The 26,819-nt window shown below is 74.3% G+C and carries 22 protein-coding genes; 10 read left to right on the top strand and 12 right to left on the bottom strand.

Translation table 11 applies throughout. The features are described from left to right. Window positions 1-197 precede the first annotated feature (197 nt). Both ACFFHU_RS17690 and ACFFHU_RS17695 read left to right on the top strand, forming a co-directional pair. Window positions 198-1,307: a polysaccharide deacetylase family protein gene (locus ACFFHU_RS17690; RefSeq protein ID WP_377340301.1), complete on the top strand. Its 1,110-nt coding sequence runs from the start codon at window positions 198-200 to the stop codon at window positions 1,305-1,307. Window positions 1,308-1,449: 142 nt separating this feature from the next. Then, window positions 1,450-3,009, top strand: coding sequence for a cellulose binding domain-containing protein (locus ACFFHU_RS17695; RefSeq protein WP_377340302.1), 1,560 nt, complete (start codon window positions 1,450-1,452; stop codon window positions 3,007-3,009). 19 nt (window positions 3,010-3,028) lie between these two features. Here the strand turns inward: ACFFHU_RS17695 and ACFFHU_RS17700 are convergent, their stop codons facing one another. Further along, the gene (locus tag ACFFHU_RS17700) at window positions 3,029-3,985 is read right to left on the bottom strand and encodes an ArsR/SmtB family transcription factor (protein ID WP_377340304.1); all 957 of its coding nucleotides are present in this window, start codon (window positions 3,983-3,985) and stop codon (window positions 3,029-3,031) included. A gap of 59 nt (window positions 3,986-4,044) precedes the next feature. Here ACFFHU_RS17700 and ACFFHU_RS17705 point away from each other — a divergent pair, with 59 nt between their 5' ends. Next, entirely contained in the window at window positions 4,045-5,304 is a 1,260-nt protein-coding gene (locus ACFFHU_RS17705; protein WP_377340307.1) for an MFS transporter, read from the top strand. A gap of 45 nt (window positions 5,305-5,349) precedes the next feature. Here the strand turns inward: ACFFHU_RS17705 and murD are convergent, their stop codons facing one another. Next, window positions 5,350-6,696, bottom strand: a complete 1,347-nt coding sequence (gene murD / locus ACFFHU_RS17710) for a UDP-N-acetylmuramoyl-L-alanine--D-glutamate ligase (protein ID WP_377340309.1) — start codon at window positions 6,694-6,696, stop codon at window positions 5,350-5,352. 48 nt (window positions 6,697-6,744) lie between these two features. Between murD and ACFFHU_RS17715 the strand changes: the two genes are divergently transcribed. Beyond that, the gene (locus ACFFHU_RS17715) at window positions 6,745-8,094 is read left to right on the top strand and encodes a MurL-like N-terminal domain-containing (protein ID WP_377340311.1); all 1,350 of its coding nucleotides are present in this window, start codon (window positions 6,745-6,747) and stop codon (window positions 8,092-8,094) included. Between the two features lie 187 nt (window positions 8,095-8,281). Here ACFFHU_RS17715 and ACFFHU_RS17720 read toward each other — a convergent pair whose 3' ends face one another. Together ACFFHU_RS17720 and argG are read right to left on the bottom strand one after the other, a co-directional pair. Next, window positions 8,282-9,991: a PucR family transcriptional regulator gene (locus ACFFHU_RS17720; RefSeq protein WP_446686813.1), complete on the bottom strand. Its 1,710-nt coding sequence runs from the start codon at window positions 9,989-9,991 to the stop codon at window positions 8,282-8,284. A 163-nt stretch (window positions 9,992-10,154) separates the two neighbouring features. Further along, window positions 10,155-11,606 (bottom strand): argininosuccinate synthase, encoded by a 1,452-nt coding sequence (gene argG / locus ACFFHU_RS17725; protein ID WP_377340314.1) that lies wholly within the window; start codon window positions 11,604-11,606, stop codon window positions 10,155-10,157. 94 nt (window positions 11,607-11,700) lie between these two features. On the opposite strand from argG, the gene ACFFHU_RS17730 reads away from it, so the two are divergent. Next, the gene (locus tag ACFFHU_RS17730; RefSeq protein ID WP_377340316.1) at window positions 11,701-12,501 is read left to right on the top strand and encodes a TrmH family RNA methyltransferase; all 801 of its coding nucleotides are present in this window, start codon (window positions 11,701-11,703) and stop codon (window positions 12,499-12,501) included. A gap of 16 nt (window positions 12,502-12,517) precedes the next feature. Here ACFFHU_RS17730 and ACFFHU_RS17735 read toward each other — a convergent pair whose 3' ends face one another. The 3 genes from ACFFHU_RS17735 to ACFFHU_RS17745 all read right to left on the bottom strand — a co-directional run bounded on the left by ACFFHU_RS17735 (window position 12,518) and on the right by ACFFHU_RS17745 (window position 15,084). Next, window positions 12,518-13,354, bottom strand: a complete 837-nt coding sequence (locus ACFFHU_RS17735; RefSeq protein WP_377340317.1) for a hypothetical protein — start codon at window positions 13,352-13,354, stop codon at window positions 12,518-12,520. A gap of 134 nt (window positions 13,355-13,488) precedes the next feature. Next, on the bottom strand, window positions 13,489-14,607 hold the full coding sequence (locus ACFFHU_RS17740) for an SPFH domain-containing protein (RefSeq protein ID WP_377340319.1): 1,119 nt from the start codon (window positions 14,605-14,607) through the stop codon (window positions 13,489-13,491). A gap of 12 nt (window positions 14,608-14,619) precedes the next feature. Next, window positions 14,620-15,084: an NfeD family protein gene (locus ACFFHU_RS17745; protein WP_377340321.1), complete on the bottom strand. Its 465-nt coding sequence runs from the start codon at window positions 15,082-15,084 to the stop codon at window positions 14,620-14,622. A gap of 102 nt (window positions 15,085-15,186) precedes the next feature. On the opposite strand from ACFFHU_RS17745, the gene ACFFHU_RS17750 reads away from it, so the two are divergent. Both ACFFHU_RS17750 and ACFFHU_RS17755 read left to right on the top strand, forming a co-directional pair. After that, a complete protein-coding gene (locus ACFFHU_RS17750; protein WP_377340323.1) occupies window positions 15,187-16,494 on the top strand; it encodes a serine hydrolase domain-containing protein in 1,308 nt (435 codons plus the stop codon). 118 nt (window positions 16,495-16,612) lie between these two features. Continuing rightward, window positions 16,613-19,093, top strand: a complete 2,481-nt coding sequence (locus tag ACFFHU_RS17755) for a putative bifunctional diguanylate cyclase/phosphodiesterase (RefSeq protein ID WP_377340325.1) — start codon at window positions 16,613-16,615, stop codon at window positions 19,091-19,093. Between the two features lie 83 nt (window positions 19,094-19,176). Here ACFFHU_RS17755 and ACFFHU_RS17760 read toward each other — a convergent pair whose 3' ends face one another. Then, entirely contained in the window at window positions 19,177-19,992 is an 816-nt protein-coding gene (locus tag ACFFHU_RS17760; RefSeq protein ID WP_377340327.1) for a DUF3097 domain-containing protein, read from the bottom strand. A gap of 222 nt (window positions 19,993-20,214) precedes the next feature. On the opposite strand from ACFFHU_RS17760, the gene ACFFHU_RS17765 reads away from it, so the two are divergent. Beyond that, window positions 20,215-21,006, top strand: coding sequence for an Rv1486c family protein (locus ACFFHU_RS17765; RefSeq protein ID WP_377340329.1), 792 nt, complete (start codon window positions 20,215-20,217; stop codon window positions 21,004-21,006). Between the two features lie 57 nt (window positions 21,007-21,063). Here the strand turns inward: ACFFHU_RS17765 and ACFFHU_RS17770 are convergent, their stop codons facing one another. From ACFFHU_RS17770 to fabG, 4 genes are all read right to left on the bottom strand, one after another. Continuing rightward, entirely contained in the window at window positions 21,064-21,843 is a 780-nt protein-coding gene (locus ACFFHU_RS17770) for an HAD-IIA family hydrolase (RefSeq protein ID WP_377340331.1), read from the bottom strand. Window positions 21,844-22,007: 164 nt separating this feature from the next. Then, entirely contained in the window at window positions 22,008-23,045 is a 1,038-nt protein-coding gene (locus tag ACFFHU_RS17775) for a ferrochelatase (protein WP_377340332.1), read from the bottom strand. A gap of 146 nt (window positions 23,046-23,191) precedes the next feature. Continuing rightward, a complete protein-coding gene (fabI, locus tag ACFFHU_RS17780) occupies window positions 23,192-23,959 on the bottom strand; it encodes an enoyl-ACP reductase FabI (protein WP_377340333.1) in 768 nt (255 codons plus the stop codon). Window positions 23,960-24,001: 42 nt separating this feature from the next. Next, window positions 24,002-24,706 carry a 3-oxoacyl-ACP reductase FabG gene (fabG, locus tag ACFFHU_RS17785; protein ID WP_377340334.1) on the bottom strand — a complete coding sequence of 235 codons (705 nt, stop codon included), beginning with the start codon at window positions 24,704-24,706 and terminating at the stop codon, window positions 24,002-24,004. Between the two features lie 151 nt (window positions 24,707-24,857). On the opposite strand from fabG, the gene ACFFHU_RS17790 reads away from it, so the two are divergent. Both ACFFHU_RS17790 and ACFFHU_RS17795 read left to right on the top strand, forming a co-directional pair. After that, window positions 24,858-26,081: a sensor histidine kinase gene (locus tag ACFFHU_RS17790; RefSeq protein ID WP_377340335.1), complete on the top strand. Its 1,224-nt coding sequence runs from the start codon at window positions 24,858-24,860 to the stop codon at window positions 26,079-26,081. Beyond that, the gene (locus tag ACFFHU_RS17795; protein WP_377340336.1) at window positions 26,078-26,740 is read left to right on the top strand and encodes a response regulator; all 663 of its coding nucleotides are present in this window, start codon (window positions 26,078-26,080) and stop codon (window positions 26,738-26,740) included. Before ACFFHU_RS17790 ends, ACFFHU_RS17795 begins: the two co-directional genes overlap by 4 nt. Window positions 26,741-26,819: the final 79 nt, after the last annotated feature.

Here is a 26,819-nt window from a genome sequence, read left to right on the forward strand (position 1 = left end):
GACACGGGGTCGGCGATCAGCCATGTCCGCCGGCGCCGCCCACGTGCCGATCGCCGGGCCGCCGGAGGGCGGCACGGTTGGACCGGCCGGCGCGGTCGAACGGTTCCACCGTCGCGCGGAAATCACGACTCCCCCGGTCGCGCCAGCACCCATCGCGTCGCGCGGCCCCGGCAAGCCCGTTCCCGAGGAGAACAACGATGCGAAGCTTTCGACGCGGCCGGGCGGCCATCGCCGCCGCGGCCCTGCTGGTCACCGGTGCCACCGTGCTGACCGTCGCCACGGCGCCCTCGATGGCCGCCGGCTGCACCGGTTACGTGGGCCTCACCTTCGACGACGGCCCCACGGCCGGCAACACCACGACACTGCTCAACACCCTCAAGGCCAACGGGGTACGGGCCACCCTGTTCAATATCGGCCAGAACGCCCAGAACAATCCGTCGCTGGTGCAGGCCGAGAAGGCCGCCGGGATGTGGATCGGCAACCACAGCTGGACCCACCCGCACCTGACCCAGCTGAGCCAGTCGCAGATCAACTCCGAGGTCTCGCAGACCCAGCAGGTGCTCCAGCAGCTCACCGGGCAGGCGCCGAAGCTGTTCCGGCCCCCGTACGGGGAGACGAACTCCACGCTCAAGTCGGTGGAGGCCAGCTACGGCCTCACAGAGATCATCTGGGATGTCGACTCGCAGGACTGGAACAACGCCTCGGTCGACCAGATCGTGCAGGCCGCCAGCCGGCTCCAGGCCGGCCAGATCATCCTCATGCACGACTGGCCGGCCAACACGATCGCGGCCATCCCGCGGATCGTCTCCGGGCTCAGCAGCCGGGGGCTGTGCGCCGGCATGATCTCACCGACCACCGGCCGGGCGGTGGCGCCGGACGGCGGAACGCCGACCAACCCGCCCACCAGCGGTCCGCCCACCAACCCGCCGACGAGCGCCCCGCCGACGAACCCGCCCACCTCGGCGCCGCCGACCAACCCGCCCACGTCGGCGCCGCCGACCAACCCGTCCGGGGGCTGCACCGCCACGTACCACGTGATCAACAGCTGGACGGGCGGCTTCCAGGCCCAGGTGGACGTCACCAGTTCGACCACCATCACCGGCTGGACCGTACGGCTGACCCTCGCCGCCGGGCAGACCATCAGCAGCCTGTGGGGCGGCGTGAACACCGGGACCAGCGGTCAGGTCAGCGTCCGGAACGCGTCCTACAACGGCACCGTCGGTCCCGGCGGCTCGACCAATTTCGGCTTCGTGGCCAACGGCAACAGCTCCCCCGCGCCCAGCGGCCTCACCTGCACCCCCGCCTGACCCGCCAACCCTCCGTCCCTTCGGACCCACCTTGTCGATCTGGGGCAAATGGTCGTGATTGGAGATCAGCTCACGACCATTTGCCCTGGATCACCGGCAAGAACCGGTAGGAACCGGCAAGAACCCATGGAGGACCGCGCAGATGCGACCGATCCGTCAGAAGACCCGGCTGGTCCTGTCGGTGGTGGCCACGACCGGCCTCGCCGTGACGGCCGCCCTCACCGCCACGGAACCCGCCCGGGCGGCCACCGGTTGCCGCGTCGGCTACACGGTGACCAACCAGTGGACGGGCGGATTCGGCGCCAGCGTGCAGCTCAGCAACCTCGGTGATCCGCTCACCAGCTGGCGGCTGACCTGGTCGTTCGGGGCGGGGCAGACCGTGACGCAGTGGTGGAACGGCACGGTGAGCCAGTCCGGTGCCCGGGTCACGGTGGACAACGCCAGCTACAACGGCAATCTCGGCACCGGCGCCAGCACCACGTTCGGCTTCAACGGCTCGTGGAACAACTCGGCCAACCCCGTACCCACCGACTTCGCGCTCAACGGCGTGGCCTGCACCGGCAGCACGAGCCCCAGCCCCGGCGGACCGACGCCGACCACCACCCCGACGAGCCCGGCGCCACCGACCACCACCCCGCCACCCAGCACAGCGCCGCCGACCAGCGCTCCGCCGACCTCCGTGCTCGGCCAGGTGAGCACCGCGGGCCGGGTCCGGGCCGTCGGCAACGGCGTGCAGTACACCTGGCCGGGCGTCTACTTCGAGGGCCGGTTCCGCGGCACCGGCGTCGGGATCGTGCTCAACGACGCCAACAACGACTACGTGGTCCAGGTCGACGGCGCCACCGTGGCCACCCTGGTGACGCCCGGCCAGACCACGTACTGGGTGCGGAACCTCGCCGACGGCGCCCACACGGTGCGGCTGGCGAAGCGTACCGAGAGCCCCTGGGCCGCGGGCGAGTTCGACGGCCTGGTGGCCGCGCCCGGCGGCGCGATCCTGGCCAAGCCCGCCGCCCGGAGCCGGCAGCTCGAGTTCATCGGCGACTCGTGGACGGCCGGGTACGGCAACATGTCCACGACGCGGGACTGCAGCGGCAACGCCGGGGTGACCCGCAACTCCAACGCCGACTCGAGCTTCGGGGCGCTCACCGCGAAGGGCCTGAACGCGGACTACCAGATCAACGCCTGGTCCGGCCTCGGCGTGGTGCGCAACTACAACGGCGGGAGCACCGACACCTCGTTCCGGGCCTACTACGACACCGATCTGCAGGCTGTCTGGAACAGCACGACCTGGCAGAACCCGGGAACGTGGAAGCCGCAGGTGGTGGTCATCGGGCTGGGCATCAACGACTTCTCCACCGCCCTGCACCCGGGCGAGAAGTGGAGCACCGTCGACCAGCTGGCCGCCGACTACCGGACCGCGTACCTGGGCTTCCTCGACAGGCTGCGCGCCCGGTACGGCCCCGACACGTACCTCGTGCTCACCTACCCGGACATGAGCGGCACCCCGTTCGCCGACTCGGTCGAGCAGGTCGTGCGGACCCGCAACAACTCCGGCGACGCCCGGGTCCGCTCGCTGCACTACGACAACACGGCGCTGGGCCTGGACCTGCTCGGCTGCGACTGGCACCCGTCCCTGCACGACGACCAGGCACTGGCCGGCGCCATCACCCGGTTCCTCGGCACCCTGCCGCTGAGCTGGTAGTCGGGCCCGGGCGCGTCCGTCAGTCGCCGGTCCGCACCAGGGAGGCGCCGAGCGGCGTACGCCAGTACAGCACCTCCCGGCCGGAGCGGCGCTTGGTCACGGCGCCCGCGTCCAGCAGCACCCGCAGGTGGTCGCTCACCGTGCCGAGGGACAGGCCGGTCAGCGCCACCAGGTGCGACGTGCTGAGCGGGTGCTCCAGCCGGGCCAGGATCTCGGCCCGGTTGGCGCCGATCAGCCGGACCAGCCCGCCCGGGACGGCCGGCGGCGACTCGGCGAGGATCCCGCGGGCCGGGTAGACCACGCCGAACCGGGTGGGCTGGTCCCACACCACCCAGCCGGATCGGGCGTGCGTGGTCGGGATGAAGAACAGCTGCTCGGCCCGGTCGAGCGCCCGCGCCGGCGCCGGGTAGTCGTTGACCCGCAGCCGCCCCTCGCCCAGCCAGCGCATCTCCCCGGTCAGGTCGGCGAAGACGCCGGCCCAGCCGTCGGCGCTCAGCCGGGCGGTCCGGGCCACGATGTCGGCCCGCAGCCGGCGGTCCCGCTCCGGCCACTCCGGTGCGACGGCGCGGTTCCACACCCAGCTCAGCAGCTCCACGACCCGGTCGGTGAGCCCGGGCCGCAGCAGCGGCTCCGGCAGCGGTCCGGGCCGGGTGACCCGCAGGTCGGCCCGCATCCGCTCGTCGGGCAGCGCGGCCACCGCGGCCAGTTCGGCGCCGAACGTCGGCGCCGCGTCCGCCGGGGCGATGGAGAGAAAATCCGCCGTCCACCGCGGCGCGAAGGCCGCGTCCGGCAGCGCGCGCAGCGCCGGATCCGCCAGCAGCTCCCGGTACGCGTCGACGTGTGGCCGCCGCCAGGCCCGCTCCCACGGGGTGCGCGGCTGGTGCAGCACCCGCAGCGCGGCCACGGTCTCGACCATCGGCGAGACGGTGAACCGGCTCGTGGCCAGCAGGTCCGACGGCAGCACCCAGATGCTCAACGTTTCGCCTCCAAGCGGAAGTCTACGGATCCGGCGCGCCGGCCCGCACGATCAACGCCATGAAGACGTACCGAGAGCTGTTCGCCATCCGCGAGTTCCGCACGCTGTTCCTGGCGAGCTGCGCCGGGATCGCCGGGCAGACCTCGTCCGCGCTGGCGCTGGGCGCGTTGACGTACGCGGCCACCGGCTCGGCCCTGCTCACCGCGCTCAGCATGTTCGGGGCGCCGCTGGCCAACGTGGTGGGCAGCCTGACGCTGCTCTCGGCCGCCGACGGCGTCCCGCCGCGCCGGGCACTGAGCCTGGGCGCGACCCTGTCGGCGATCGGGCTGGCGTTGCAGGCCGTGCCCGGGCTGCCGCTGTGGGCGCGCTTCGCGGTCATCCTCAGCATCGGGTACGTCGGCTCGGTCACCTCGGGCGCCCGTTGGGCACTGATCAGCGAGATGCTGCCGGCCGGCGCGTACGTGCTGGGTCGCTCGACCATGAACGCGAGCGTCGGGATCATGCAGATCGCCGGCTTCGGGCTGGGCGGGATCATGCTGGCGTGGCTGTCGCCGTACCAGGTCTTCGCGGCGGCCACGGTGCTCGCGGCCGGATCCGCGGCGCTGGTGCGATTCGGCCTGACCGAGCGGCCGGCCCGGAGCGCGCACCGGGTGACGGTGGGGCGGACCCTGCGGGTCAACCGCGCGCTGCTGGCCGACCGCGGCCGCCGGGCCCTCTATCTCAACCTCTGGGTGCCGAACGGGCTCATCGTCGGCTGCGAGGCGCTGTTCGTCCCGTACGCCGGGAACCGGGCCGGCTTCCTGTTCGCGGCCGGCGCGCTCGGGATGCTGGCCGGGGACGTCGGGGTCGGCCGGTTCACCAGTCCGGCGCGGCGGGAACGCTGGATCCGGCCGCTGCGGCTGCTGCTCGCGCTGCCGTACCTGGCGTTCGCGCTGCACCCGGCGCTGCCGCTGGCGGTGCTGATCCCGCTGGTGGCGTCGGCCGGCTACGGCGCCGCGCTGCCGCTGCAGGAGCGGCTGATCCGCCGCTGCCCCGACGAGGTTCGCGGCCAGCTGCTCGGGCTGGCCAACAACGGGATGATGGCCGGCCAGGCCGTCTGCGCGGCGCTCGCGGGCCTGCTCGCCGACCGGCTGCCGGTGGCGTCGGCCATCGCGGTGCTGGCCGCCCTGTCGCTCACCGCCGCCCTGGTGCTGACCCGCGGCCTGCGGCACACCGACCCGGCGCCGCAACTGCCCGTACCGACCCCGGCCCCCGAGTCCTCAGCGGCGCCCGGCCAGGGGCCGGCGCCCACGGCGGCGCCGGCGACGCCCGGGCGTTAGGAAGGGGCCCTTCCTATACAAAAAGCGATAACAAGGGGCCCTTCCTTACTCCTGCGTCGCGCGGATGGCCTCGATGTACGCCTCCGAGCGGTGTTCGAAGTTGCGGTACCGGCCGTAGCTGGGCGCGGCGGGCGAGAGCAGCACCACCCCGTCGGTCGGGGTGAGCTTGCGGGCCAGCCGGACGGCCCCGGCCAGGTCCTCGGCCACCTCGGTGCGCACCCCCGGCAGACCGCGCAGGGCCGCCACGATCCGCGAGCCGCTGTCCGGAATGCCGATCACGGTGGCCGGGTTCCCGGCCAGGAAGTCGCGCAGCGGCGCGTAGTCCAGCCCCCGGTCGGTGCCGCCGACGATCACCGTGAGCGTCCGGCCGGCGTACGCGTCGATGGCGTGCATGGTCGAGTAGGGGCTGGTGGCCAGCGTGTCGTCCACGAACGTCAGCCCGGACGGGTCGGCGATCTCGGCCAGTCGGTGCGGCAGCCCGCGGAACGTGCCGGCCGCCTCCGCCAGCTCCTCCCGGCGGGCGGTCAGATCCACCCCGAGCGCGGCCAGCACGGCCAGCGCCACGCACAGGTTGCCCGCGTTGTGCCGGCCGACCAGCGGGAACACCGAACGGGGAAAGAGCGGCTGGGTCCGGGCGTACACGTACGGCTCGTCCACCGGTCCGGGCGCCACGTGCACCGACTCCGGCAGGCCGGCCCGGATGGCGGGCCGGTCGCCCACCTCGGCGGCCAGCCGGGCGTCCAGGCCGTTCAGCACGATCGTCTCCGGCTCGTGGGCGAGCAGGTTCAGCTTGTCGCGGTAGTACTCGCGCTCGCCGCCGTGCGCGTCCAGGTGCTCGGGAAAGAGCGAGGTGACCACGGCCACCCGCGGCGAGTCGGTCAGGTCGCTGCACTGGTAGCTGGACAGCTCCAGCACGTACAGCTCGGCGTCCGGCAGGTCGAGCAGCGGCACGCCGATGTTGCCGCCGTACGCGTTGGGTCGGCCGACCGCGGTGAGCAGGTGGCTGATCAGGCTGGACGTGGTGCTCTTGCCCTTGCTGCCGGTCACCCCGACGGTCCGCTCGGCGTGCTCGGCCATCCACAGCGCGGTGCCCTGGGTGATCGGCACGCCCCGGCGGCGCAGCTCGATCACCCACGGATGGGTCTGCGGCACCCCCGGCGACCGGATCACCACGTCGGCCGCGGCCAGCCGGTCGAACCCCTCGGGGCCGGTCACCAGCGGCGCGGCCGCGGCCAGCTCGCCCTCCCACGGGGTGGACAGGAAGTTCCCGCTGTCCTCCACGACGACCAGGCTGGCCGGCCCGTGCCCCGCCACGGCGGTCACCGCGGCCCGGCCCTCCCGTCCGGTGCCCCAGACGGCCACGGCTCGTCCGCGCAGGTCAGACAGGCGCACTGGTGATCTCCTCACTCGGCGGGGGCAGGGCTCGGCCTAGTATGGCGTGTGCCCACAGAACAGCTACGGCAGATGGACGCCTTCTCGTTCCCGGCGTGCTCCCTCGATCCCGCCACCGGCGCGGTGACCTTGGAATACGCGCTCAGCGGACCCGGGGGTGAGGTGCGGTTCACCGAACGGATCACGCTGCCGACGCCGGCCGAGCCGCCGGCGCCGGCGGCCGTGGCCGCCGCCGAGCGGGTGGTCGAGCTGCTGCACCTGGTCGCCGGGGTGAGCTACTACAAGGCCGCCGCGCCGCACCGGCTGGTGCTGCCGCGCCCGCTGGGCCCGGCCTCGCTGGCGTACGTCACGGCCATCTACACCAAGGGCCTCGGCGAGTACGCGTACCGCAACGACCTGCCGTACGTGCTGGAGCTGGTCCCCGAGACGCCGGCGGGCTCGCCGCCGGCCGTGGCCCCGCTGGACCAGCAGGACGGCCGGCCGCTGTCGACGGTCGGCGGCGGCAAGGACTCGATCGTGAGCCTGGAGGCGCTGCGCCGGGCCGGGCTGGACCCGGTGCCGTTCTCGGTGAACCCGAACCCGGTGATCGTCTCGGTGAACGAGGCGTCCGGACTGCCCGCGCTGGCCGCGCGGCGCGCGATCGACCCCGCGCTGTTCGAGCTCAACCGGGCCGGGGCGCGCAACGGCCACATCCCGGTCACGGCCATCAACTCGCTGATCGCGGTGGCCACGGCGGTGCTGCACGGGCTCGGCCCGGTGGTGATGTCGAACGAGCGGTCCGCCTCGGATCCGAACCTGATCTGGCACGGGCACGAGATCAACCACCAGTGGTCCAAGGGGGTGGAGGCCGAGGGCCTGCTGCGGGCCGCCCTCACCGAGCACGCCGGCCTCATCGAGCCGTACTTCTCCCTGCTGCGGTCGCTGTCCGAGCTGCACATCGCCAAGCTGTTCGCCCAGTTCGACCGGTACGACGACGTGGTGACCAGCTGCAACGCGGCGTTCAAGCTGCACGATCCGAGCGCGCGCTGGTGCGGTCACTGCCCGAAGTGCCGGTTCGTGTTCCTGGCCCTGGCGCCATTCATGCCGCGCGAGCGGCTGGTGCGGATCTTCGGCAAGGACATGCTGGACGATCCCGACCAGGTGCCGGGCTATCTGGAGCTGCTCGGCATCGACGCGCACAAGCCGTTCGAGTGCGTGGGCGAGGTCGAGGAGTCGACCGTGGCGCTGAGCCTGCTCGCCCAGCAGGAGCAGTGGCGGAACGCGCCGGTGGTCCGGGCGCTGGTGGCCGCCGTACCGGCCGAGGGCTGGGCCGCGGCGGGCACCTCCGACGTGTTCAGCCCCGGCGGCACCACATACGTCCCACCGGCATACGCCAAAACCCTGACCGCCCTCACCTAACCCACCCCACCCCGAACCGAACCCCGCCGGGTCCCCCTCCCCCGTCCGGTTGACCGGGCGGCCGGGGGCCGGGCGGCCGGGGGCCGGGCGGCCGGGGGCCGGGCGGCCGGGGGCCGGGCGGCCGGGGGCCGGGCGGCCGGGGGCCGGGCGGCCGGGGGCCGGGCGGCCGGGGGGAGCAGAGGGGGGGTCAGGCGTCGTCGTGGATGGCGTCGAGGGCGAGCAGGGCGACGTGCAGGGACAGGCAGACCGGCACCGAGTCGAGGTCCGCGTCCAGGATCCGGCCGATCCGGGTGAGCCGCTCGTAGAAGGCGGGCCGGGACAGGTGCGCCGCGGCGGCCGCCGCCGACTTGTTCCGGCCGTGTTCCAGGTACGCCCGCAGGGTGTCCACCAAGTGCTCGCGCGGGTGTTCGGCGTCGTGGGCGAGCAGCGCGCCCAGCTCCCGTTCGACGAAGGTCTGCACCCTTGGCTCGTCCCGCAACAGGTGCAGCAGCCCCGGGAGGCCGACCTGGGACAGCCGGAAGACCGGCAGGTCCCGCCGGCCCCGACGGGCCGCGTCGGCCACCTGGCGCGCCTCCACCAGCGACCGGCGGGCCTCGCGCAGCGTCGGCACGGTGGAGCCGGCGGCCACCACCACGCGCCGCGGCTCCGGCCGGCCCGGCTGGTCGGGGCGCCTCGCCGGTCCGCCGGGCACGGCGCCGGGACCGTCGCCCGGCCAGCCCGCCCCGGCCAGGCGTACCCGGTCCAACGCGGCGGCGAACGCGGCCAGCGCCTGGTCGTCGGCCTGGTCCGGACGCAGCGCCAGCAGCGCGCCGACCGCCTGCTCGTCCACCACGCTGGCCAGTCCGGTCAGCCGGGCGTCCCGGATGGCCCGGCCGACCGCCTCGGCCAGGTCGTGCAGCCGGGCCTGCGCCGCCTCGGCGCCCGGCTCGCCGGCCGGGTCGGGGCGGTGCCGCACCATCACCCCGATCAGCTGCCGCCGGTCCAGCACCACGCCGAGGGCGCGGGCCCGCAGCGCCACCTCGTCCACCGGGCGGGCATGGTCGAGCAGCGCGGTGAGCAGGTTGCGGTGGATCTGCCGTTCCAGCCCCTCGGCGTCCCGCCGGATCAGCCGGCCCAGCGCCAGGGTGGAGGCGGCCCGTTCGAGCAGGATGGTCAGCCGGCTGGGCGGCGCGTCCGCGCCCGGCCAGCGCAGCAGCAGCCGCCCCCAGTCCTGCCCCCGGGCGCCGACGATGGTGGCCAGCCAGCCGGCGTCCGGGTCGTACCCGGTCCGCCCGGCCGGCCGGATCCGCCGGGAGTGCCGCTCCCAGCCATCCAGCAGCGAACCCGGGTCCTCCCCCGCCGGGTCGAAGGCCAGCACCTGGCGGGCCGGGTTCTCCAGCACCACCGGGCAGCCGGCCAGATCGGCCGCCTGCCGGACCACCTCGGCCGGTTCGGCCCCCTCGACCGACAGCTCCGTGAACCGCTGGTGGATCTCCTCGGTCGCCCGCAGCTCGGTGAGCTGCGCGTCCACGATCAACGCGTGCACGGCCTCGGTGATCGGGACGAATGGCGTGGCCCGGCGCAGCTCCACCAGGGGCAGGCCGCGCCGCCCGGCCGCGGCCACCATGGCCCGGGGCACGCTGTCGGCAAACCGCCGGCCGAGCTCGACGACCAGGCCGGAGGCGCCCACGTCGGCCAGGTCGTCGACGAAGGCGCGCAGCCCCGCCTCGTCGGCCGGCAGCCCGATGCCGGTGGTCAGCACCAGCTCGCCGCCGTCCAGCAGGGCCGCGATGTCGGGCACCTCGGCCACGTGCACCCAGCGCACCCGCCGGCCCAGGGCGGACTCGCCGGCCAGCACCCGGGGCGCGCCCCGACGCAGGGGTCCAAGGTCCAGCACCTCACGGACGGTGGGAAACACGGCCGCCACGCTACCCTGGGTGACCGCCGGCCCGGCCCCGCCCGACGGCCGTAGCGGTGATCGCCGGCTGCCGGACGGGACACGGCCGGCTTGCGGAAGCCGACTCCGTCCGTTAGGAAGGGCCCCTTCCTATACAAAAAGCGATAACAAGGGGCCCCTCCTTTCAGTCGACGCCGAACTCCATGGCGGCGCGGTCCAGCGCGGCGTCGTCGGCGGAGGGAACGCCCCGGGACGCGATGGCCTCCGCGCCGCCCTGCGGCATCGGGCCGATCAGCCCGGTCGAGGCCGCCTGCTCGGCGCCGACCACCCGCTGCGGGGTTCCGCCGCCGACCATGCCGAGCGAGGCGTACTGCTCCAGCTTCGCCCGCGAGTCGGCGATGTCCAGGTTGCGCATGGTGAGCTGGCCGATCCGGTCCGCCGGCCCGAACGCCGAGTCCTCGGTACGCTCCATCGACAGCTTGTCCGGGTGGTAGCTGAACGCCGGCCCGGTGGTGTCCAGGATCGAGTAGTCCTCGCCCCGGCGCAGCCGCAACGTCACCTCGCCGCTGACCGCCGTGCCGACCCAGCGCTGCAGCGACTCGCGCAGCATCAGCGCCTGCGGGTCCAGCCACCGCCCCTCGTACATCAGCCGGCCGAGCCGGCGGCCCTCGGCGTGATAGTTGGCCAGCGTGTCCTCGTTGTGGATGGCGTTGACCAGCCGTTCGTACGCGGCGTGCAGCAGCGCCATGCCGGGCGCCTCGTAGATGCCCCGGCTCTTGGCCTCGATGATCCGGTTCTCGATCTGGTCCGACATCCCCAGTCCGTGCCGGCCGCCGATGGCGTTTGCCTCCAGCACCAGGTCGATGGCGCTGGCGAACTCCTTGCCGTTGATCGTCACCGGGCGGCCCTGGTCGAAGCCGATCGTGACGTCCTCGGTCGGGATCTCCACCGACAGGTCCCAGAACCGCACCCCCATGATCGGGTCGACCGTCTCGATGCCCGTGTCGAGGTGCTCCAGGGTCTTGGCCTCGTGCGTGGCACCCCAGATGTTGGCGTCGGTGGAGTACGCCTTCTCGGTGCTGTCCCGGTACGGCAGGCCGCGGTCGAGCAGCCACTCCGACATCTCCGTGCGGCCGCCGAGCTCGGTCACGAAGTGGGTGTCGAGCCACGGCTTGTAGATGCGCAGCTGCGGGTTGGCCAGCAGGCCGTACCGGTAGAAGCGCTCGATGTCGTTGCCCTTGAAGGTCGAGCCGTCGCCCCAGATCTGGACGTCGTCGGAGATCATCGCGCGGACCAGCAGGGTACCGGTCACGGCCCGGCCCAGCGGGGTGGTGTTGAAGTAGGCCCGGCCGCCCGAGCGGATGTGGAAGGCCCCGCAGGTCAACGCCGCCAGCCCCTCCTCGACCAGGGCGGCACGGCAGTCGACCAGCCGGGCCACCTCGGCGCCGTAGCTGAGCGCGCGACCGGGCACCGAGGCGATGTCGGGCTCGTCGTACTGGCCGATGTCGGCCGTGTAGGCGCAGGGAACCGCGCCCTTGTCGCGCATCCAGGCGACCGCGACCGAGGTGTCGAGGCCGCCGGAGAAGGCGATGCCGACACGTTCACCGATGGGCAGGGAGGTGAGAACCTTGGACACAGGGAAGATTATTCGACACAATGCATGATCATGCAAGTCGGCCGGGCGGATGGGCCACCGAACCGTGCGCCGACCGATGCGGGAGACTCGGCGGATGGCCGTAGAGCTGATCACCGACCCGGCGGACGACCGGATCGCCGACTACCGGGCCCTCACCGACGTCGAGCTGCGGACCCGGTGGGAGCCGCCGCACGGGCTGTTCATCGCGGAGGGCGAACTGGTGCTGCGGCGCGCCCTGCGGGCGGGCTACCGGCCGCGCTCCTTCCTGGTCGACGAGAAGCGGGTGGACCAGCTCGGCGACCTGCTCGCGCAGGGCCCGGCGTACGCGGCCGGCCAGGACGTGCTGGCGGCCGTCACCGGCTTCCACGTGCACCGGGGCATCCTCGCCAGCTTCCACCGCAAGCCGCTGCCGGCCGCCGCGGAGGTGTTGTTCGGGGCGCGCCGGGTGGTGGTGCTGGAGGGGTTGAACAACCACACGAACCTCGGCGCGATCTTCCGGGGCGCGGCCGCGCTGGGCATCGACGCCGTGCTGCTCTCCCCCACCTGCGCCGATCCGCTGTACCGGCGCAGCGTACGGGTGAGCATGGGCGAGGTGTTCGCCGTGCCGTACGCGAAGCTGGACCCCTGGCCGGCGGGGCTGGAGCTGGTCCGCGAGGCCGGCTTCACGGTCCTGGCCATGACCCCGTCGCCCGACGCGGTGCCGATCCAGCGACTCGGTGCGGACCAGCGGGCCAAGGCCGCGCTGCTTCTTGGCGCCGAGGGTCCCGGGCTGACGGCGGCCGCGCAGGAGGTCAGCGACGTACGGGTGGTCATCCCCATGCGGCGCGGCGTCGACTCCCTCAATGTGGCCGCGGCCGCGGCCGTGTCGTTCTGGGAACTGGGTCGGGACGACTGAGCGGGTGCGCGGCCCATTAGGCGGGAGCGCCGGCGGGGGGTTCCGGGGCCAGCGCCGCGTCGGGCTTGGGCAGCAGCCGACCGGTCTTGGCCGCGATGCCGATCCCGGCCGCCAACACGAGGACCGCGCCGATCGTCTGCAGCGCCCCGATCAGCAGCCCGCCGAGACCGATCATCGGCGCCCCGATGACCAGCAGGGCGCCGTCGAACGCGCCGAAGACCCCGGATCGGGCCACCGCCAGCCCGGCCGTGGCCCAGCCGACCGAGAGCACGCCGCCGCCGAGCAGGGCCAGCACCCGGACGAAGCCCGGGCCACCGACCTGGGCGAGCGGCAACAGGAGGCCGCCGAGCATGGCCAGCAGCAGCCCGGCGGCGGCCGTGCCGCGGCTGCGTGAGGTGGCCAGCAGGCAGGTCAGCGCGGCCAGCGCCACCAGCCCGAGCCAGGTGGCCAGCGCCACCCCGAGCAGCCGCAGACCGGCGCCGGCCGAGAAGGTGCCCGAGCCGCGCAGCCCGTCGGCGCCGGCCGTAGCGATCGCGAGCAGCGCGGCGTACCCGGGCAGCAGCCAGACGGCGCTGCGGGCGAACCGCCGCAGCGACCACACCCAGTTGGCGTTGCTGGCCGGCCGCACCGGCTCCGACTCGTCGAAGAACGGCAGCAGGTTGAGGCCGACCCGGCCGACCACCCGGACCGGCCGGACCAACGACGCCTGCAGCGGGGACATCCGGCGCAGGTCGTCCCGGTCAGCGTCGTCCGGGGGCGCCGGGAACAGGCCCGGCGGCGGATCGAACCGCTCCGCGAGGATCGCCCGGGGGTCCAGCTCGGCATTGGTACGCCGTTCCGGCTGCTCGTCCATGCCACCTCCCACACGCGGCGGCCGGGGCGCGAACGCGCGGCGCCCCGGCGCCCGACCAGGACCGTCAGGTGCGATCGTGGCAGGCGCCGGGGCGACAAATGGGAAGAATCCTCAAATTTTGCCCGCCAGGCGGCTCAGAGGCGCTGGGTACGCTCCCCGTCCGGCGCGGCGTCCGGGAGCAGGTCCGTCGGCGGCACCGGCTGGCCGGCGGTGAGCTGCTGGGTCGGCTGCTCCCCTCCCGCACTGACCTGCGCCTCCGCGGCGCGTACCTCGTGGTTGACCTCGGCCGCCGCGGCCGCCGCGGCCTCGGCCGCCTCCCGGGCCTCCCGCTCGACGGCGCCGGAGTCGATGTTCGCGGCCGGCGCGTCGTCGGCGGTCCGGCTCAACCCGCCGAGCGCGCCGCCCAGCCCCTCCAGGGCCTTGGTCAGCTCGGCCGGGACGATCCACATCTTGTTGGCCGAGCCGGCCGCGATCTGCGGCAGCGCCTGAAGGTATTGGTAGGCCAGCACCTTCTGGCTCGGGTTGGCGGTGTGGATGGCGTCGAACACCGTCCGGATCGCCTTGGCCTGACCCTCGGCCTGCAGGATGCGGGCCTGCCGGTCACCGTCGGCGCGCAGCACCGCGGCCTGCTTCTCGCCCTCGGCCGTGAGGATCTGCGACTGCTTGTGACCCTCGGCGTTCAGGATGGCGGCCCGCCGGTCCCGCTCGGCCCGCATCTGCTTCTCCATCGAGTCACGGATGCTGGGCGGCGGCTCGATGGCCTTGATCTCGACCCGGGTGACCTTGACGCCCCACCGGCCGGTGGTCTCGTCCAGCACCACGGACAGGTGCCGGTTGATCTCCTCGCGGCTGGTCAGCGCCCGCTCCAGGTCCAGCGAGCCGATCACGTTCCGCAGCGTGGTGACGGTCAGCTGCTCGATCGCCTGGAGGAAGTTGGAGATCTCGTACGTCGCCCGGACCGGGTCGACCACCTTGAAATAAAGCACGGTGTCGATGGAGACCACCAGGTTGTCCGAGGTGATCACCGGCTGCGGCGGGAAGCTGACCACCTGCTCGCGCATGTCGACCTTGGTCCGTACGGCGTCAACGAACGGCACCAGCAGGTTCAGCCCGGGGCTGAGGGTCCGCTTGTACTTGCCGAGCCGCTCGACCACGTCCATCCGCTGTTGCGGAACGATCCGCACGGCACGGATCAGCGTTATCACCACTATCAGGGCCACGGCGCCGAGCAGCACCGCGATCACAGTCCCCATCACACCCACCTCTTAAGATTCGGGTAGCTCACCGGACGCGGAGAAGTCATCCCGCCAAACCAGGGCGGTCACGCCCCGCACCTCGATCACACGCACCCGCTCCCCGGGCTGGAACACCTGGGTCGCGTCGAAGGAACGGGCGCTCCACAACTCGCCGTCGATCTTCACCTGGCCGCTGTCGGCGTCCACCCGTTCCAGCACGAGCGCCCGCTCCCCCTCGATGGCCGCCGCGCCGAACGACCGCGCCGGGCCGTCGTCGTCGAGCAACCGCCGCCGCAGGGATGGCCGGCCGAGCGCCACGGTCAGCGCCGACACCACCGCGAACACCAGCGCCTGCACCGCCACCGGGGCGCCCAGCGCGGCCGCGCCGGCGGCCGCGAACGCGCCGATGGCAAACATGATCAGGAACAGCGTCGTGGTGAAGATCTCGGCGATCGCCAGCGCGGCGCCCAAGACGATCCACAGCAGCGGTTCCATGACCCAATGGTGTCACGTTCGCGCACCCTCGGGTACTTGTGAAGATCACGATAGGGTTGGCCGGAACGCCGGCGCCGCCGGCCGGGCGAACCGGGAGGCCGGATGTTGCAGGCGGAGACCACCAGCCGGGTCGATGCCCGGATCGCCGCGGCCCAGGCCGCCGGCGCGGCCCCGTCGCTCATCCTCGGCGTGGTGCGGGACGGCCGGCTCGCGCACGTGGCCGCCGCCGGCACGGCCCCGGCGCCGGACCCGGACACCCAGTACCGGATCGGCTCGATCAGCAAGACGATGACCGCCGCCCTCGTGCTGCGGCTGCGCGACGCCGGCCGGCTGGCCCTGGACGACCCGCTGGAGAAGCACCTGCCCGGCACCCCGGTCGGCGCGGTCACCCTGCGGCAGCTGCTCGGGCACGCGTCCGGGCTCCAGCGCGAACCCGACTCCGACGGCTGGTGGGAGCGGGTCGACGGCCCCGACCTGGCCGGCCTGGTGGCCGGGCTCACCCCGGAGAAGCTCGCCCACCGGCCGCAGACCGTCTACCACTACTCCAACCTGGCGTACGGGCTGCTGGGCGGGGCGCTCGAACGGCTCACCGGCGCGTCCTGGTGGGCGCAGGTGCGCTCCGGACTGCTCGAACCGCTGGGCATGACCCGCACGACGTACCAGGCCACCGAGCCGTTCGCCCGCGGGTACGTCGTACACCCGTGGAACGGCACGCTGCGCGAGGAGCCGCGGACCGACACCGGCGCGATGGCGCCGGCCGGCCAGCTCTGGTCCACCACCGCGGACCTGGCCCGGTGGGCGGCGTTCCTGGCCGACCCGGACCCGGCGGTCCTGGCCCCGGAAACCCTCGCCGAGATGTGCCTGCCGGTGATCATGAGCGAGCCCGACACCTGGGCGCACGGGCACGGCCTCGGCATCGAGCTGGCTCGCTCCGGCGACCGGGTGTACGCCGGGCACGGCGGCTCGATGCCCGGCTACGTGGCCACCATCAGCGTGCACCGGCCGTCCCGCACCGGCGTGGTCGGCTACGCCAACTGCTACGGGCTGCGCGAGGGCCACCTGGGCCAGCTGGGCGTCGAGATCCTCGACCTGGTCCTGGACGCCGACCCGCCGGCCCCGACCGAGCCCTGGCGGCCGGCCGGCGCCGCCCCCGACGACGTGGCCGACCTGCTCGGCCGCTGGTGGTGGATGGGCCGGGAATACGAGGTCAGCTGGGATGGCGAGCTGGTGTTCGCGCCGCCGGGCCGCCCGGCGTGGCGGTTCACCCGCGCCGGCGCCGACCGCTGGCGCTGCCACACCGGCCAGAACGACGGCGAGATCCTGACGGTACGCCGGGACGCGGCCGGCCGTCCGGACACTGTGGACATCGCCACGTTCGTCTTCACCAGGGATCCCGACCGGGTCGAGTAACGGGCTCGGCGCCGGGGCGGCGCGCCCGCGCCGGTGCGCGCGGGCCGCTGTGCTAGCTTGCCGTCCCGTACACCGTCATCGATCGGTGCGACGGTGCCGCGCGGGCGGGGACGCACGGATGCGCGCCGGAGCGCACCGGAACGTAACGGAAGGCGAGCCGATCGCGTCGCTGTCGAGGACCCAGCCGGGGCCGTCCGGGCCGCCCGGCCGGGCCGGCCGCGCCGCCCGGACGGCGGCGCCGCTGGCCATCGGCCTGGGCGGCGCCGTGCTGCTCGCCGAGGCAGGCTGGCTGGTGCTGGGCCTGCCCGCCGGGCCGGGCGCCACCGACGCCACCGCGACCCTGGTGGCGGCCATCGCGGCCGGCTGCTGCCTCGGTGCGGCGCGCCGGCACCCGCTGCGGCTGCGCCGGTTCTGGCTGCTGATGGCGCTCACCATGGCGCTCGCCGCGCTGGGCCGGATCTCCTGGACGGTGGCCCGGCTCATCGGGCGGGAGGGACTGCCCAACAACATCGCGGTCGGGTCGATCTTCGTGGCCGGCATCGTCTCCGGGACGGCCGCCCTGCTCAGCTGCGTGTCGGGGCCCTCCACCGCGGTCGGTCGGCTGCGCGTTGTGCTCGACGGCGTCATCGTGGGGCTGTCCCTCGTGCCGGTGGGCTGGATGATCGTGCTGCGCGACGTGGCCGAGGCGCCGCTGGCCGATCCGCAGCGCGCCTTCGGGCTGTTCTACCCGATGCTCGACATCATGCAGCTGACCGTCCTGGTGGCGGTGAGCGGACCGCTCCGGCCGGTCTGGCGCCCGCTGTCGGCCATCGGGGCCGCGCTGGCGATCCGGGCGGTGGCCGACACCGCGTACGTGGCCCTGGTCGCCCGCGGCACGTTCCTGCCCGGCCGGCCGGTCGCGGTGTGCTGGCCGCTCAGCTACCTGCTGATCGCCGTGGCCACCCGGTTCCCCGCGCCCGCCGGGCTCGACGCCGCCGAGCCGGACGCCGAGGCCCGAACGCTGCCCTGGTGGCGGCTGGCCCTGCCGTACCTGCCGGTGGGCGGGGCCGTGGTGGCGCTGGTGCTGGCCCGCCGCCACGACGAGCCGCTGCCCCCGCCGGTCTTCGCGGCCGGCACCGCCCTGCTGGCCGTGCTGGCCATCCGGCAGGGCCTGGCCGCGTACGAGACCACCAACCTGGCCGAGCGGCTGCGCCAGCTCGCGTACGCCGACCAGCTCACCGGGCTGCCCAACCGGCTCCAGTTCACCCGGCAGCTGCGCCGGTCGATCCGGGGCCGGCGCCCGGTCGCCATCCTGCTGCTCGACCTGGACGGGTTCAAGCAGGTCAACGACCGCTTCGGGCACGCCAGTGGCGACAGCCTGCTGACCAGCGTGGCGGCCCGGATGCGGGCGGTGATCGGCGACGCCGGGACGGTCGCCCGGATCGGCGGGGACGAGTTCGCGGTCCTGCTGGAGGGCGGTCGGGCCGAGGAGCGCGGTCGGGCCGAGGAGCGCGGTCGGGCCGAGGAGCGCGGTCGGGCCGAGGAGCGCGGTCCGGCCGACGAGGGCGGTCGGGCCGAGGAGGACCGACGGCCCGGCGGGCAGGAGCCGGAGCGACTGGCCCAGCGCCTGCTCGGCGCGCTCGGCGGGGCCGGCTCGACGGCCGACGGGACGCACAGCCCCACGGCCAGCATCGGCATCGCCCAGTACGGGCCGCAGCACCTGGGCCACACCGACCTGCTGCGGGACGCCGACATCGCGATGTACGCGGCCAAGGCGGCCGGCAAGTCCGCGTACCGGATCTGCACGCCCGCGCTGCGGGAGGCCGCCGTGGGCCGGGCCGAGCTCATCGCCGACCTGCGCCGCGCCGTCCGGGACACCGACCAGCTCGAGCTGGAGTTCCAGCCCATCGTGGACCTGTGCACCGGCGCGGTACGCGGGGCCGAGGCGCTGGTGCGGTGGCGGCATCCCCGGCACGGCCTGCTGCGGCCCGACCGGTTCCTGCCGCTGGCCGAGGAGACCGGGCTGATCCTCGCGGTGGACCGGTGGGTGATCCGGTCCGCCTGCCGGGCCGCGGCCGACTGGCAGGACCTGGCCGCCGGCACCGCCGTGGCGGTCAACGTGTCGGCCGGGCACCTGCGCCGGGCCGACCTCACGGCAACCGTCGCCGACGCCACCGACGCGGCCGGCCTGCCGCCCGGCTCACTGACGCTGGAGCTGACCGAGTCGGCGCTCATCGAGGGCACCGACGCCGTGCTGGACCGGCTCGGTCAACTGCGCGCGCTGGGGGTGCGGATCGCCATCGACGACTTCGGCACCGGCTACTCGGCGCTGAGCTACCTGCACCGCATCCCGGCCACCGAGCTCAAGATAGACCGGTCGTTCGTCCGGCGGCTGGACGACGCCGACCGCCGCGCGTACGCCACAGTGGAAATGATCCGCCGGCTGGCCGACGCGTTCGGCCTCGGGGTGGTGGCCGAAGGGGTGGAGACGGACGCCCAGCACGAGGCCGTGGCGGCCATCGGTTGCCCGCACGGTCAGGGCTATCGGTACGGCCGGCCGCGACCGCTCGGCGAGCTGCGGCGGCTGCTGGCCGAAGCACCGGACCGGACCGGCCACTGAGCACTCCGGCCGACGCGGGCCCGCCGGGAGGGTGACGCCCGCGTGGCGGGCGGCCCGCGCCGGCACGGCGCCGGCCGGCGGCGTCACTCCGGCGGGACGGTGACGAAGTCGATGAGCCGTTCCATGGCGTTGATCAGCGGCGTCTCCACGTCCGCGAACGTGTCCACCCGGGACAGGATGTGCCGCCACATGGCGGCGGGCTCGGCCACGCCCAGGGCGGCGCAGACGCCCTCCTTCCACGGCCGGCCGGGCGGCACCACCGGCCAGGCCCGGATGCCCAGCGCCGACGGCCGCACGGCCTGCCACACGTCCACGTACGGATGCCCGGTGACCAGCACATCCGGCGAGGTGACGGCCGCGACGATCCGGCTCTCCTTGGAACCCGGGACGAGGTGGTCGACCAGCACACCGAGCCGGCGACGCGGCCCGGGACCGAACTCCCGTACCCGGCTCGCCAGCTCGTCGATGCCGTCCAGCGGCTCCACCACGATGCCCTCGATGCGCAGGTCGTCGCCCCAGATCCGCTCGACCAGCGCCGCGTCGTGCACACCCTCGACCCAGATCCGGCTCGCCTGCGCCACCCGGGCCCGCACACCGTCCACGGCGACCGATCCCGACGCGGTCCGCCGCCGGGCCGCCGGCACCGGCCCGGCGGTCGGCCGGCGAAGCGTCACCGGCGCACCGTCCAGCAGGAACGCCGCGGGCAGCAGCGGAAAGTTGCGCCGCCGCCCGTGCCGATCCTCCAGCACCACCGCGCCGGCCTCGAACCCGACAACCGCGCCGCAGAACCCCGAATCGGCATCCTCCACCACGAGGTCGGGCTCGGCGTCCACCTCGGGCGTCACCCGGCGTCGCCGCCAGTCCCCGGCCAGCACGTCCTCGCCGTATCTCCTCCCCATGCGACGCGACGGTAGCGGCTGCCGGCTCAGCGGCCACGCCGACACGCCACCACCGGCCACGTGGACGCGCCGCCACCGGCCACGCCGACACGCCGCCACCGGCCACGTGGACACGCCGCCGACGGCCGCGCCGACACGCCGGTTACGGCGTCAGCGGCATGGGAGCGGGCACACGCGCGCGGGAAGAGACAGCGGCCGGGCCGACCACGTACCCTTGCCTGCATGTCTGCTCCAACGGACGCGGCAACGCTGGCTCCGCGCCGGTCCAGCCGGTTCGTCGCCTGGGTGCGCGCGTGGCGGGCCGGCCTGGTCCCGTACGACGAGGTGGCCGCCGAGATCGCCGCCGGCGAGGAACACCTGGTCGCCGACGCGCCGGGGACCTGGACCGACGTACCGCTGGCGGAAGCGCTCCCGGCGTTGTCCCGCACCCCGGCCGACCAGGTCCGGCTGGTGCTGCCGGTGCCCGGCGACCCGCGCGGCCTGCCCGGGCCCGGGCCGTTCGCCGGCGCGGCGCTGCTGGCCGGCGAGGCCGTCGTGGCCGGCCAGCTCGGGTTCATCCCGGAGGTACGCAGCCACACGTCCGGCTCCGGCATGACCTTCGAGACGGTGCTGTGGCGGGTCTACCCGCTGCCGCCCGAGGCCGCGGCCGCGGCGCTGGCCGACCCCGGCGCGGCCGAGGCGGAGGCCGAGCTGGCCACCGCGCTGGCCGAGGCGACCGCCGCGCTGACCCGGCTCGACGTGGCGGCCTGGCGGCCCGAGCTGGGCGGCGCGCTCGCCGCGCTGCGCCGCCCGGACAGCTGCGCCGACCTGCCCCCGGGCTTCGACCCGCGCTCCCGCCGGCTGTTCGCCCGGGCGTCGGTGCTGGATCGCATGCTGGCGCTGGCCGAGCACGCCGCGCCCGGCGGCGCGGTCAACGGGTACGAGGCGCAGCAGCGCGACGCCGCGCTGCGGCCGCTCACCGCCGCCTGCCGGCGGGCGCTGGTGGCCGCCTGCAACGCCCCGCTGCGCCCCTGAGCCGGTTGCGGGGCGCAGCCCCGGAGCCTGGTTGAGGGGCGCAGCCCCGGCGCCGGCTCAGATCTCGTCGATCAGGTCGGCCACCGACCCGATGATCCGGGACGGCCGGTACGGGTAGCGCTCGGCCTCGGCCCGGCTGCTGATCCCGGTCAGCACGAGCACGGTTTCCAGGCCCGCCTCCAGCCCGCAGAGGATGTCGGTGTCCATCCGGTCGCCGATCATCGCGGTGGTCTCCGAGTGCGCCTCGATGGTGTTCAGCGCCGACCGCATCATCATCGGGTTCGGCTTGCCGACGAAGTACGGCTCGACGCCGGTGGCCTTCGAGATCATCGCGGCCACCGACCCGGCCGCCGGCAGGGCGCCCTCGGCGGACGGGCCGGTCGGATCCGGGTTCGTGCAGATGAACCGCGCGCCCGCGTCGATCAGCCGGACGGCCTTGGTGATCGCCTCGAAGCTGTAGGTGCGGGTCTCGCCCAGCACCACGTAGTCCGGCGAGAAGTCGGACAGGATGTAGCCGACCGCGTGCATGGCGGTGGTCAGCCCGGCCTCACCGATGACGTACGCCGTGCCGCCGGGCCGCTGGTCGGCCAGGAACTGCGCGGTGGCGAGCGCCGCGGTCCAGATCGACTCCTCGGGCACGTCGAAACCCATCCGGGTCAGCCGGGCCTGCAGGTCGCGGGGGGTGTAGATGGAGTTGTTCGTCAGCACCAGGAAGCGCTTGCCGGAGCCGCGCAACCGGCTGATGAACTCGGGTGCGCCCGGCACCGGCTGGCCCTCGTGCACCAACACCCCGTCCATGTCGGTGAGCCAGCTCTCGACGGGCTTGCGGTCCCTCATCGTGTCGTCCTCGCCGTCGGGGGTGTCTGATCGATCGGGGGTGGTCGGGTCGGGGGGTTGTCGGGTCGGTGGCTGCCGGCCTGGTCGACCGGTTGGCGTCGACCGGTCGCCGTGACCGGGCCGTGCCCTGCCGAGCGCTGAACGGGCCCGCTCGGCCGGCCCGGTCAGCGCCGCCGGGCCGGCACGCAGCAGCCGGCCGGGCAGAAGTCCCAGGCCGGCAGCGTACCCAACCGGCAGCGATCGGCCGCCACCCCGGCCCCGGCCGGGGTCAGGCGTTCCTCGACCAGCTCCCTGATCATCGTCACGAACCGCGGATCGGTGCCCGGGGTGGCCGCCCGCACGTAGTCCAGGCCGAGGCGCTTGGCGGTGTCGGCCGCCTCGGTGTCCAGGTCCCACACCACCTCGAGGTGGTCGGAGACGAACCCGATGGGGCTCACCACGACCTTGCCGATGCCGTCGGCGGCCAGGGCCGCCAGGTGATCGTTGATGTCCGGCGCCAGCCACGGCACCTGCGGCGGCCCGGACCGGCTCTGCCACACCAGGTCATAGGGCAGGTCGGTGCCGGCCGCCGCGGCCACCAGCGCGGCAGTCTCGCGCAGCTGGGCCTCGTACCGGCCGCCCTCCGGCCCGGCCGTGGCGGCCATGGAGGTCGGCACGGAGTGCGCGGTGAAGACCAGCCGGGTGGTGTCCGGCCCGGTGGGACCGAGCGTCGCGAGCGCGTCCCGTACGGCGTCGGCGTGCGGCCGGACGAAGCCGGGGTGGTCCCAGAACTGGCGCAGCTTGTCGATCACCGGCGCGGTCGAGCCGACGGCCGACCGGGCCAGCGCGAGGTCCTCCTGATATTGCCGGCAGGAGGAGTACCCCCCGTACGCGCTGGTGACGAACGCCAGGGCGGACCGGATCCCGTCGTCGCGCATCTGCGCCACGGTGTCCGCGAGCATGGGGTGCCAGTTGCGGTTGCCCCAGTAGAGCGGCAGGTCGAGGCCGTGCTCGGCGAACTCGCCGCGCAGCGCGGCCAGCAGCTCGCGGTTCTGCTGGTTGATCGGCGACACCCCGCCGAAATGCTGGTAGTGCTCGGCCACCTCGGCCAGCCGCTCGGGCGGCACGCCCCGGCCCCGGGTCACGTTGGTCAGGAACGGCAGGACGTCCTCGGGACGTTCCGGTCCGCCGAACGAGACCAGCAGCACTGCGTCGTACGCCATGCCGCCATTTTCCCCGCCGGTGGTGACCGGCGAACGGCGGCCCGGTGTTAGCTGCGTTACCCGGCCCGCCAGGGCGTTAGGAAGGGCCCCAGCGAACCCTCCGGCGGCGCGTGCTGCGCCGAAGCGCCCCCGGAGGGTTCGTCCTTTCAGGCGCCGAGCGCGTGGTAGCCGCCGTCGACGTGCACGATCTCGCCCGTGGTGGCCGGGAACCAGTCGGAGAGCAGCGCGAGCACCGCCCGGGCGGCCGGCTCGGCGTCGGTGAGGTCCCAGCCCAGCGGCGCCCGGTTGGCCCAGGCGTCCTCGAACTGCTCGAACCCGGGGATCGACCTGGCGGCCATGGTGCGCAGCGGTCCGGCCGAGACCAGGTTGCTGCGGATTCCCTGCTTGCCCAGGTGCAGCGCGAGGTAGCGGGAGGCGGACTCCAGCCCGGCCTTGGCCACGCCCATCCAGTCGTACACCGGCCAGGCCTTGGTGGCGTCGAAGGTGAGGCCCACCACCGAACCGCCCGAGCCCATCAGCGGCAGCGCGGCCATGGCCAGCGACTTGTACGAGTACGTGGAGACCTGCACGGCCTTGGCCACGTCCTCCCACGGCGCGTCCAGGAACCCGCCGCCCAGGCAGCTCTGCGGCGCGAACCCGATCGAGTGCACCACCCCGTCCAGCCCGTCGACGTGCTCCCGGACCCGGTCGGCCAGCGCGGCCAGGTGCTCGGGGTCGGTGACGTCCAGCTCGATCACCGGCGGCGGCTCCGGCAGTCGCTTGGCGATCCGTTCCACCAGCGACATCCGGCCGAAGCCGGTGAGCACGACCGTCGCCCCGTTCTCCTGAGCCAGCTTGGCCACCGAGAACGCGATCGAGGCGTCGGTGAGAACGCCGGTTACCAGCAGCCGCTTACCGGCCAGCAGTCCAGACACGTACGCGACCCTTTCGTTGTCGTTTGCCGGGAAGGGGATACGTCAGTGGCCCATGCCGAGGCCGCCGTCGACCGGGATGACGGCGCCGGAAATGTACCCGGCCGCGTCGCTGGCCAGCCAGGTCACCACGCCGGCGACCTCGTCCGGCGCGGCGAACCGGGCCGCCGGGATGGCCTTCAGGTATTCCGCCCGGCGCTGCTCGGGCAGCTCGGCGGTCATGTCGGTGTCGATGAAGCCCGGCGCCACCACGTTGGCGGTGATGTTGCGGCCGCCGAGTTCCCGGGTGATCGAGCGGGCCACCCCGACCAGGCCCGCCTTGCTGGCCGCGTAGTTGACCTGCCCGGCCGACCCGTACAGGCCGACCACCGAGGAGATGAAGATCATCCGACCCCAGCGGGCCCGCAGCATCTTGGTGGCCGCCCGCTTGGCGCAGCGGAACGCGCCGGTGAGGTTCGTGTCCACCACCCCGGTGAACTGTTCGTCGGACATCCGCATCAGCAGCGTGTCGGCGGTGACGCCGGCGTTGGCCACCAGCACCTCCACCGGGCCCAGTTCCGCCTCCACCGCGGCGAAGGCCGCGTCCACGGCGGCCGAGTCGGTGATGTCGCACCGGACCCCGAACAGGTGCTCCGGAACCTCGCTGCCGCGGTGCGTCACGGCCACCCGGTCGCCCTGCTTGGCGAACGCGTTGGCGATGGCCAGGCCGATCCCCCGGTTGCCACCGGTCACCAGCACAGTTCGGGCCACGGCTGCTCCTCGTGATCGTGCGGACGGTCGCGATGGAGACTAGGCGCTACCGACCGGTAGGCGCTAACCAGGGCGTACCACGCCGGTATGACGCCGTGGATCACGCCACGGTGGGACGCCGGGACCGGTCCCGGACCGTACGCTCCGGACGGTGAACCTCCCTCCCCCGGTCGCGGCGCTGCTGCGCACGCTGGCCGGCCCGGACTACCCGCCGGCCCGGCCGCTGCCCGGACCTCCGGCGGTCCGCCGCTACGCGGGCCCGACCGGCATCCTGGCCGTGGGCATCATCTTCGCCATCACGCTGGCCGAGGAGCACGACCGGGCGCTGCCGCTGGTCATCGCCATCCTCTTCGCCGGGCTCACCGTGGCGCCGCTGGCGGCGCTGCGGCGCCGCCCGCTGCTGGCCTGGCGGCTGCTGATCCTGGCGCTGGCGCTGTGCACCTTCAACGCGCCGGCCCGCGCGTCGTGGCCGTGGAACCCGGCCCTGGTCCTCATCGGGCTGCTCGTGCTCGCCGTGGTGGCGCTGCGGGTGGACTGGCCGCTGCTGCCCTGGATCGGCGGCATCACGCTGGTCCCCGTCGTGGCCCTGGTGGACGCCAACAACGTCGTCGGGGTCATCGTGCTGGTGGTGCTGTTGCTGGTGGTCGGCGGCCTGATCCGGCGCACCCGGCAGTCCGGCGCGGCGCTGGCCGAGCAGACCGAGCTGAGCGAGCTGGAGAAGGCCCGCCGGGCGGTCCTGGAGGAACGCGCCCGGATCGCCCGGGAGCTGCACGACGTGGTGGCGCACCACATGTCGATGATCGCCGTGCAGGCCGAAACCGCGCCGTACCGGCTGGACGCCCTGCCCGACCCGGCCCGGGCCGAGTTCGGGGCGATCGCCGGCTCCGCCCGGGAGGCGCTCACCGACATGCGCCGGCTGCTGGGCGTGCTGCGCAACGCCGACAGCGGCCCGCAGACCGCGCCCCAACCCGGCCTCGCCGAACTCCCCGAGCTGCTGGCCGGCGCCCGGCGCGCGGGGATGACCGTCGAGCTCGCCGGGCCGCTGCCCGTACCGGACGCGCCGGACCGGCCGGCGGTCCCCGCGCCGGTGCAGCTGGCCGCGTACCGGATCATCCAGGAGGCGGTGGCCAACGCGGCCCGGCACGCGCCCGGAGCGCCGGTGCGGCTCGCGGTCCGCGCCACCGGCGCGGAGCTGGAGGTACGGGTCGACAACGCCCACGCCGGCCCGGCGGCGCGGCCCGGGGCGGCCGGTCACGGCCTCACCGGGATGCGGGAGCGGGCGGTCCTGCTGGGCGGCGCGTTCAGCGCCGGACCGACCGGCGAGGGCTTCGTGGTGCACGCCCGCCTACCGTACGAACCGGAGGGTGACCGATGATCAAGCTGCTGATCGCGGACGACCAGGCCATGGTCCGGCAGGGCTTCGGGGCGCTGCTCGCGGCCCAACCCGACCTGCTGGTGGTGGGGGACGCGGCGAACGGCGCCGAGGCGGTGGCGGCGGCCCGCCGGCTGGACCCGGACGTGGTGCTCATGGACATCCGGATGCCGGTCCTGGACGGCCTGGCCGCCACCCGGCAGCTGGTCGGCGACGGCCGCGGCGAGCGGCCGCGGGTGCTCATCCTCACCACCTTCGACCTGGACGACTACGTCTACGACGCGCTGCGGGCGGGCGCCAGCGGCTTCCTGCTCAAGGACGCCCCGGCCGCCGACCTGGTGCACGCGGTCCGGGTGGTGGCCGCCGGCGACGCGCTGCTGGCCCCCGCGGTGACCCGCCGGCTGATCGCCGAGTTCGCCGCCCGGCCCCGGCCCGACCGGCCGCGCCCGGTCTCGCTGGCCGCGCTCACCGCCCGGGAGACCGAGGTGCTGCGGCTGATCGCGCGCGGCCGGTCCAACGCCGAGATCGCCGCCGAGCTGGTGGTGGCCGAGCAGACCGTGAAGACCCACGTCGGGCGGGTGCTGGGCAAGCTGCACCTGCGGGACCGGGCCCAGGCCGTCGTGCTGGCGTACGAGTCGGGCCTGGTCGCCGCCGGCGAGTAGCCCCCCGGTACCGGCGCCGGATCCCGCCGCGGGTTGATCCGCGCAGACCGGCCGCCCGCGCACCCTTCGGTTCCACCGA

It is taken from the genome of Plantactinospora siamensis (genome assembly GCF_042434095.1).
GTDB lineage: Bacteria > Actinomycetota > Actinomycetes > Mycobacteriales > Micromonosporaceae > KBS50.

Excerpts from the sequence above, each read along its gene's own strand:
- ACFFHU_RS17690 (WP_377340301.1), top strand. The coding sequence starts at position 198 with ATGCGAAGCTTTCGACGCGGCCGGGCGGCCATCGCCGCCGCGGCCCTG.
- ACFFHU_RS17695 (WP_377340302.1), top strand. The coding sequence starts at position 1,450 with ATGCGACCGATCCGTCAGAAGACCCGGCTGGTCCTGTCGGTGGTGGCC.
- ACFFHU_RS17705 (WP_377340307.1), top strand. The coding sequence starts at position 4,045 with ATGAAGACGTACCGAGAGCTGTTCGCCATCCGCGAGTTCCGCACGCTG.
- ACFFHU_RS17730 (WP_377340316.1), top strand. The coding sequence starts at position 11,701 with ATGGCCGTAGAGCTGATCACCGACCCGGCGGACGACCGGATCGCCGAC.
- ACFFHU_RS17735 (WP_377340317.1), bottom strand. The coding sequence starts at position 13,354 with ATGGACGAGCAGCCGGAACGGCGTACCAATGCCGAGCTGGACCCCCGG.
- ACFFHU_RS17740 (WP_377340319.1), bottom strand. The coding sequence starts at position 14,607 with ATGGGGACTGTGATCGCGGTGCTGCTCGGCGCCGTGGCCCTGATAGTG.
- ACFFHU_RS17745 (WP_377340321.1), bottom strand. The coding sequence starts at position 15,084 with ATGGAACCGCTGCTGTGGATCGTCTTGGGCGCCGCGCTGGCGATCGCC.
- ACFFHU_RS17750 (WP_377340323.1), top strand. The coding sequence starts at position 15,187 with ATGTTGCAGGCGGAGACCACCAGCCGGGTCGATGCCCGGATCGCCGCG.
- ACFFHU_RS17755 (WP_377340325.1), top strand. The coding sequence starts at position 16,613 with ATGCGCGCCGGAGCGCACCGGAACGTAACGGAAGGCGAGCCGATCGCG.
- ACFFHU_RS17760 (WP_377340327.1), bottom strand. The coding sequence starts at position 19,992 with ATGGGGAGGAGATACGGCGAGGACGTGCTGGCCGGGGACTGGCGGCGA.
- ACFFHU_RS17765 (WP_377340329.1), top strand. The coding sequence starts at position 20,215 with ATGTCTGCTCCAACGGACGCGGCAACGCTGGCTCCGCGCCGGTCCAGC.
- ACFFHU_RS17770 (WP_377340331.1), bottom strand. The coding sequence starts at position 21,843 with ATGAGGGACCGCAAGCCCGTCGAGAGCTGGCTCACCGACATGGACGGG.
- ACFFHU_RS17775 (WP_377340332.1), bottom strand. The coding sequence starts at position 23,045 with ATGGCGTACGACGCAGTGCTGCTGGTCTCGTTCGGCGGACCGGAACGT.
- ACFFHU_RS17795 (WP_377340336.1), top strand. The coding sequence starts at position 26,078 with ATGATCAAGCTGCTGATCGCGGACGACCAGGCCATGGTCCGGCAGGGC.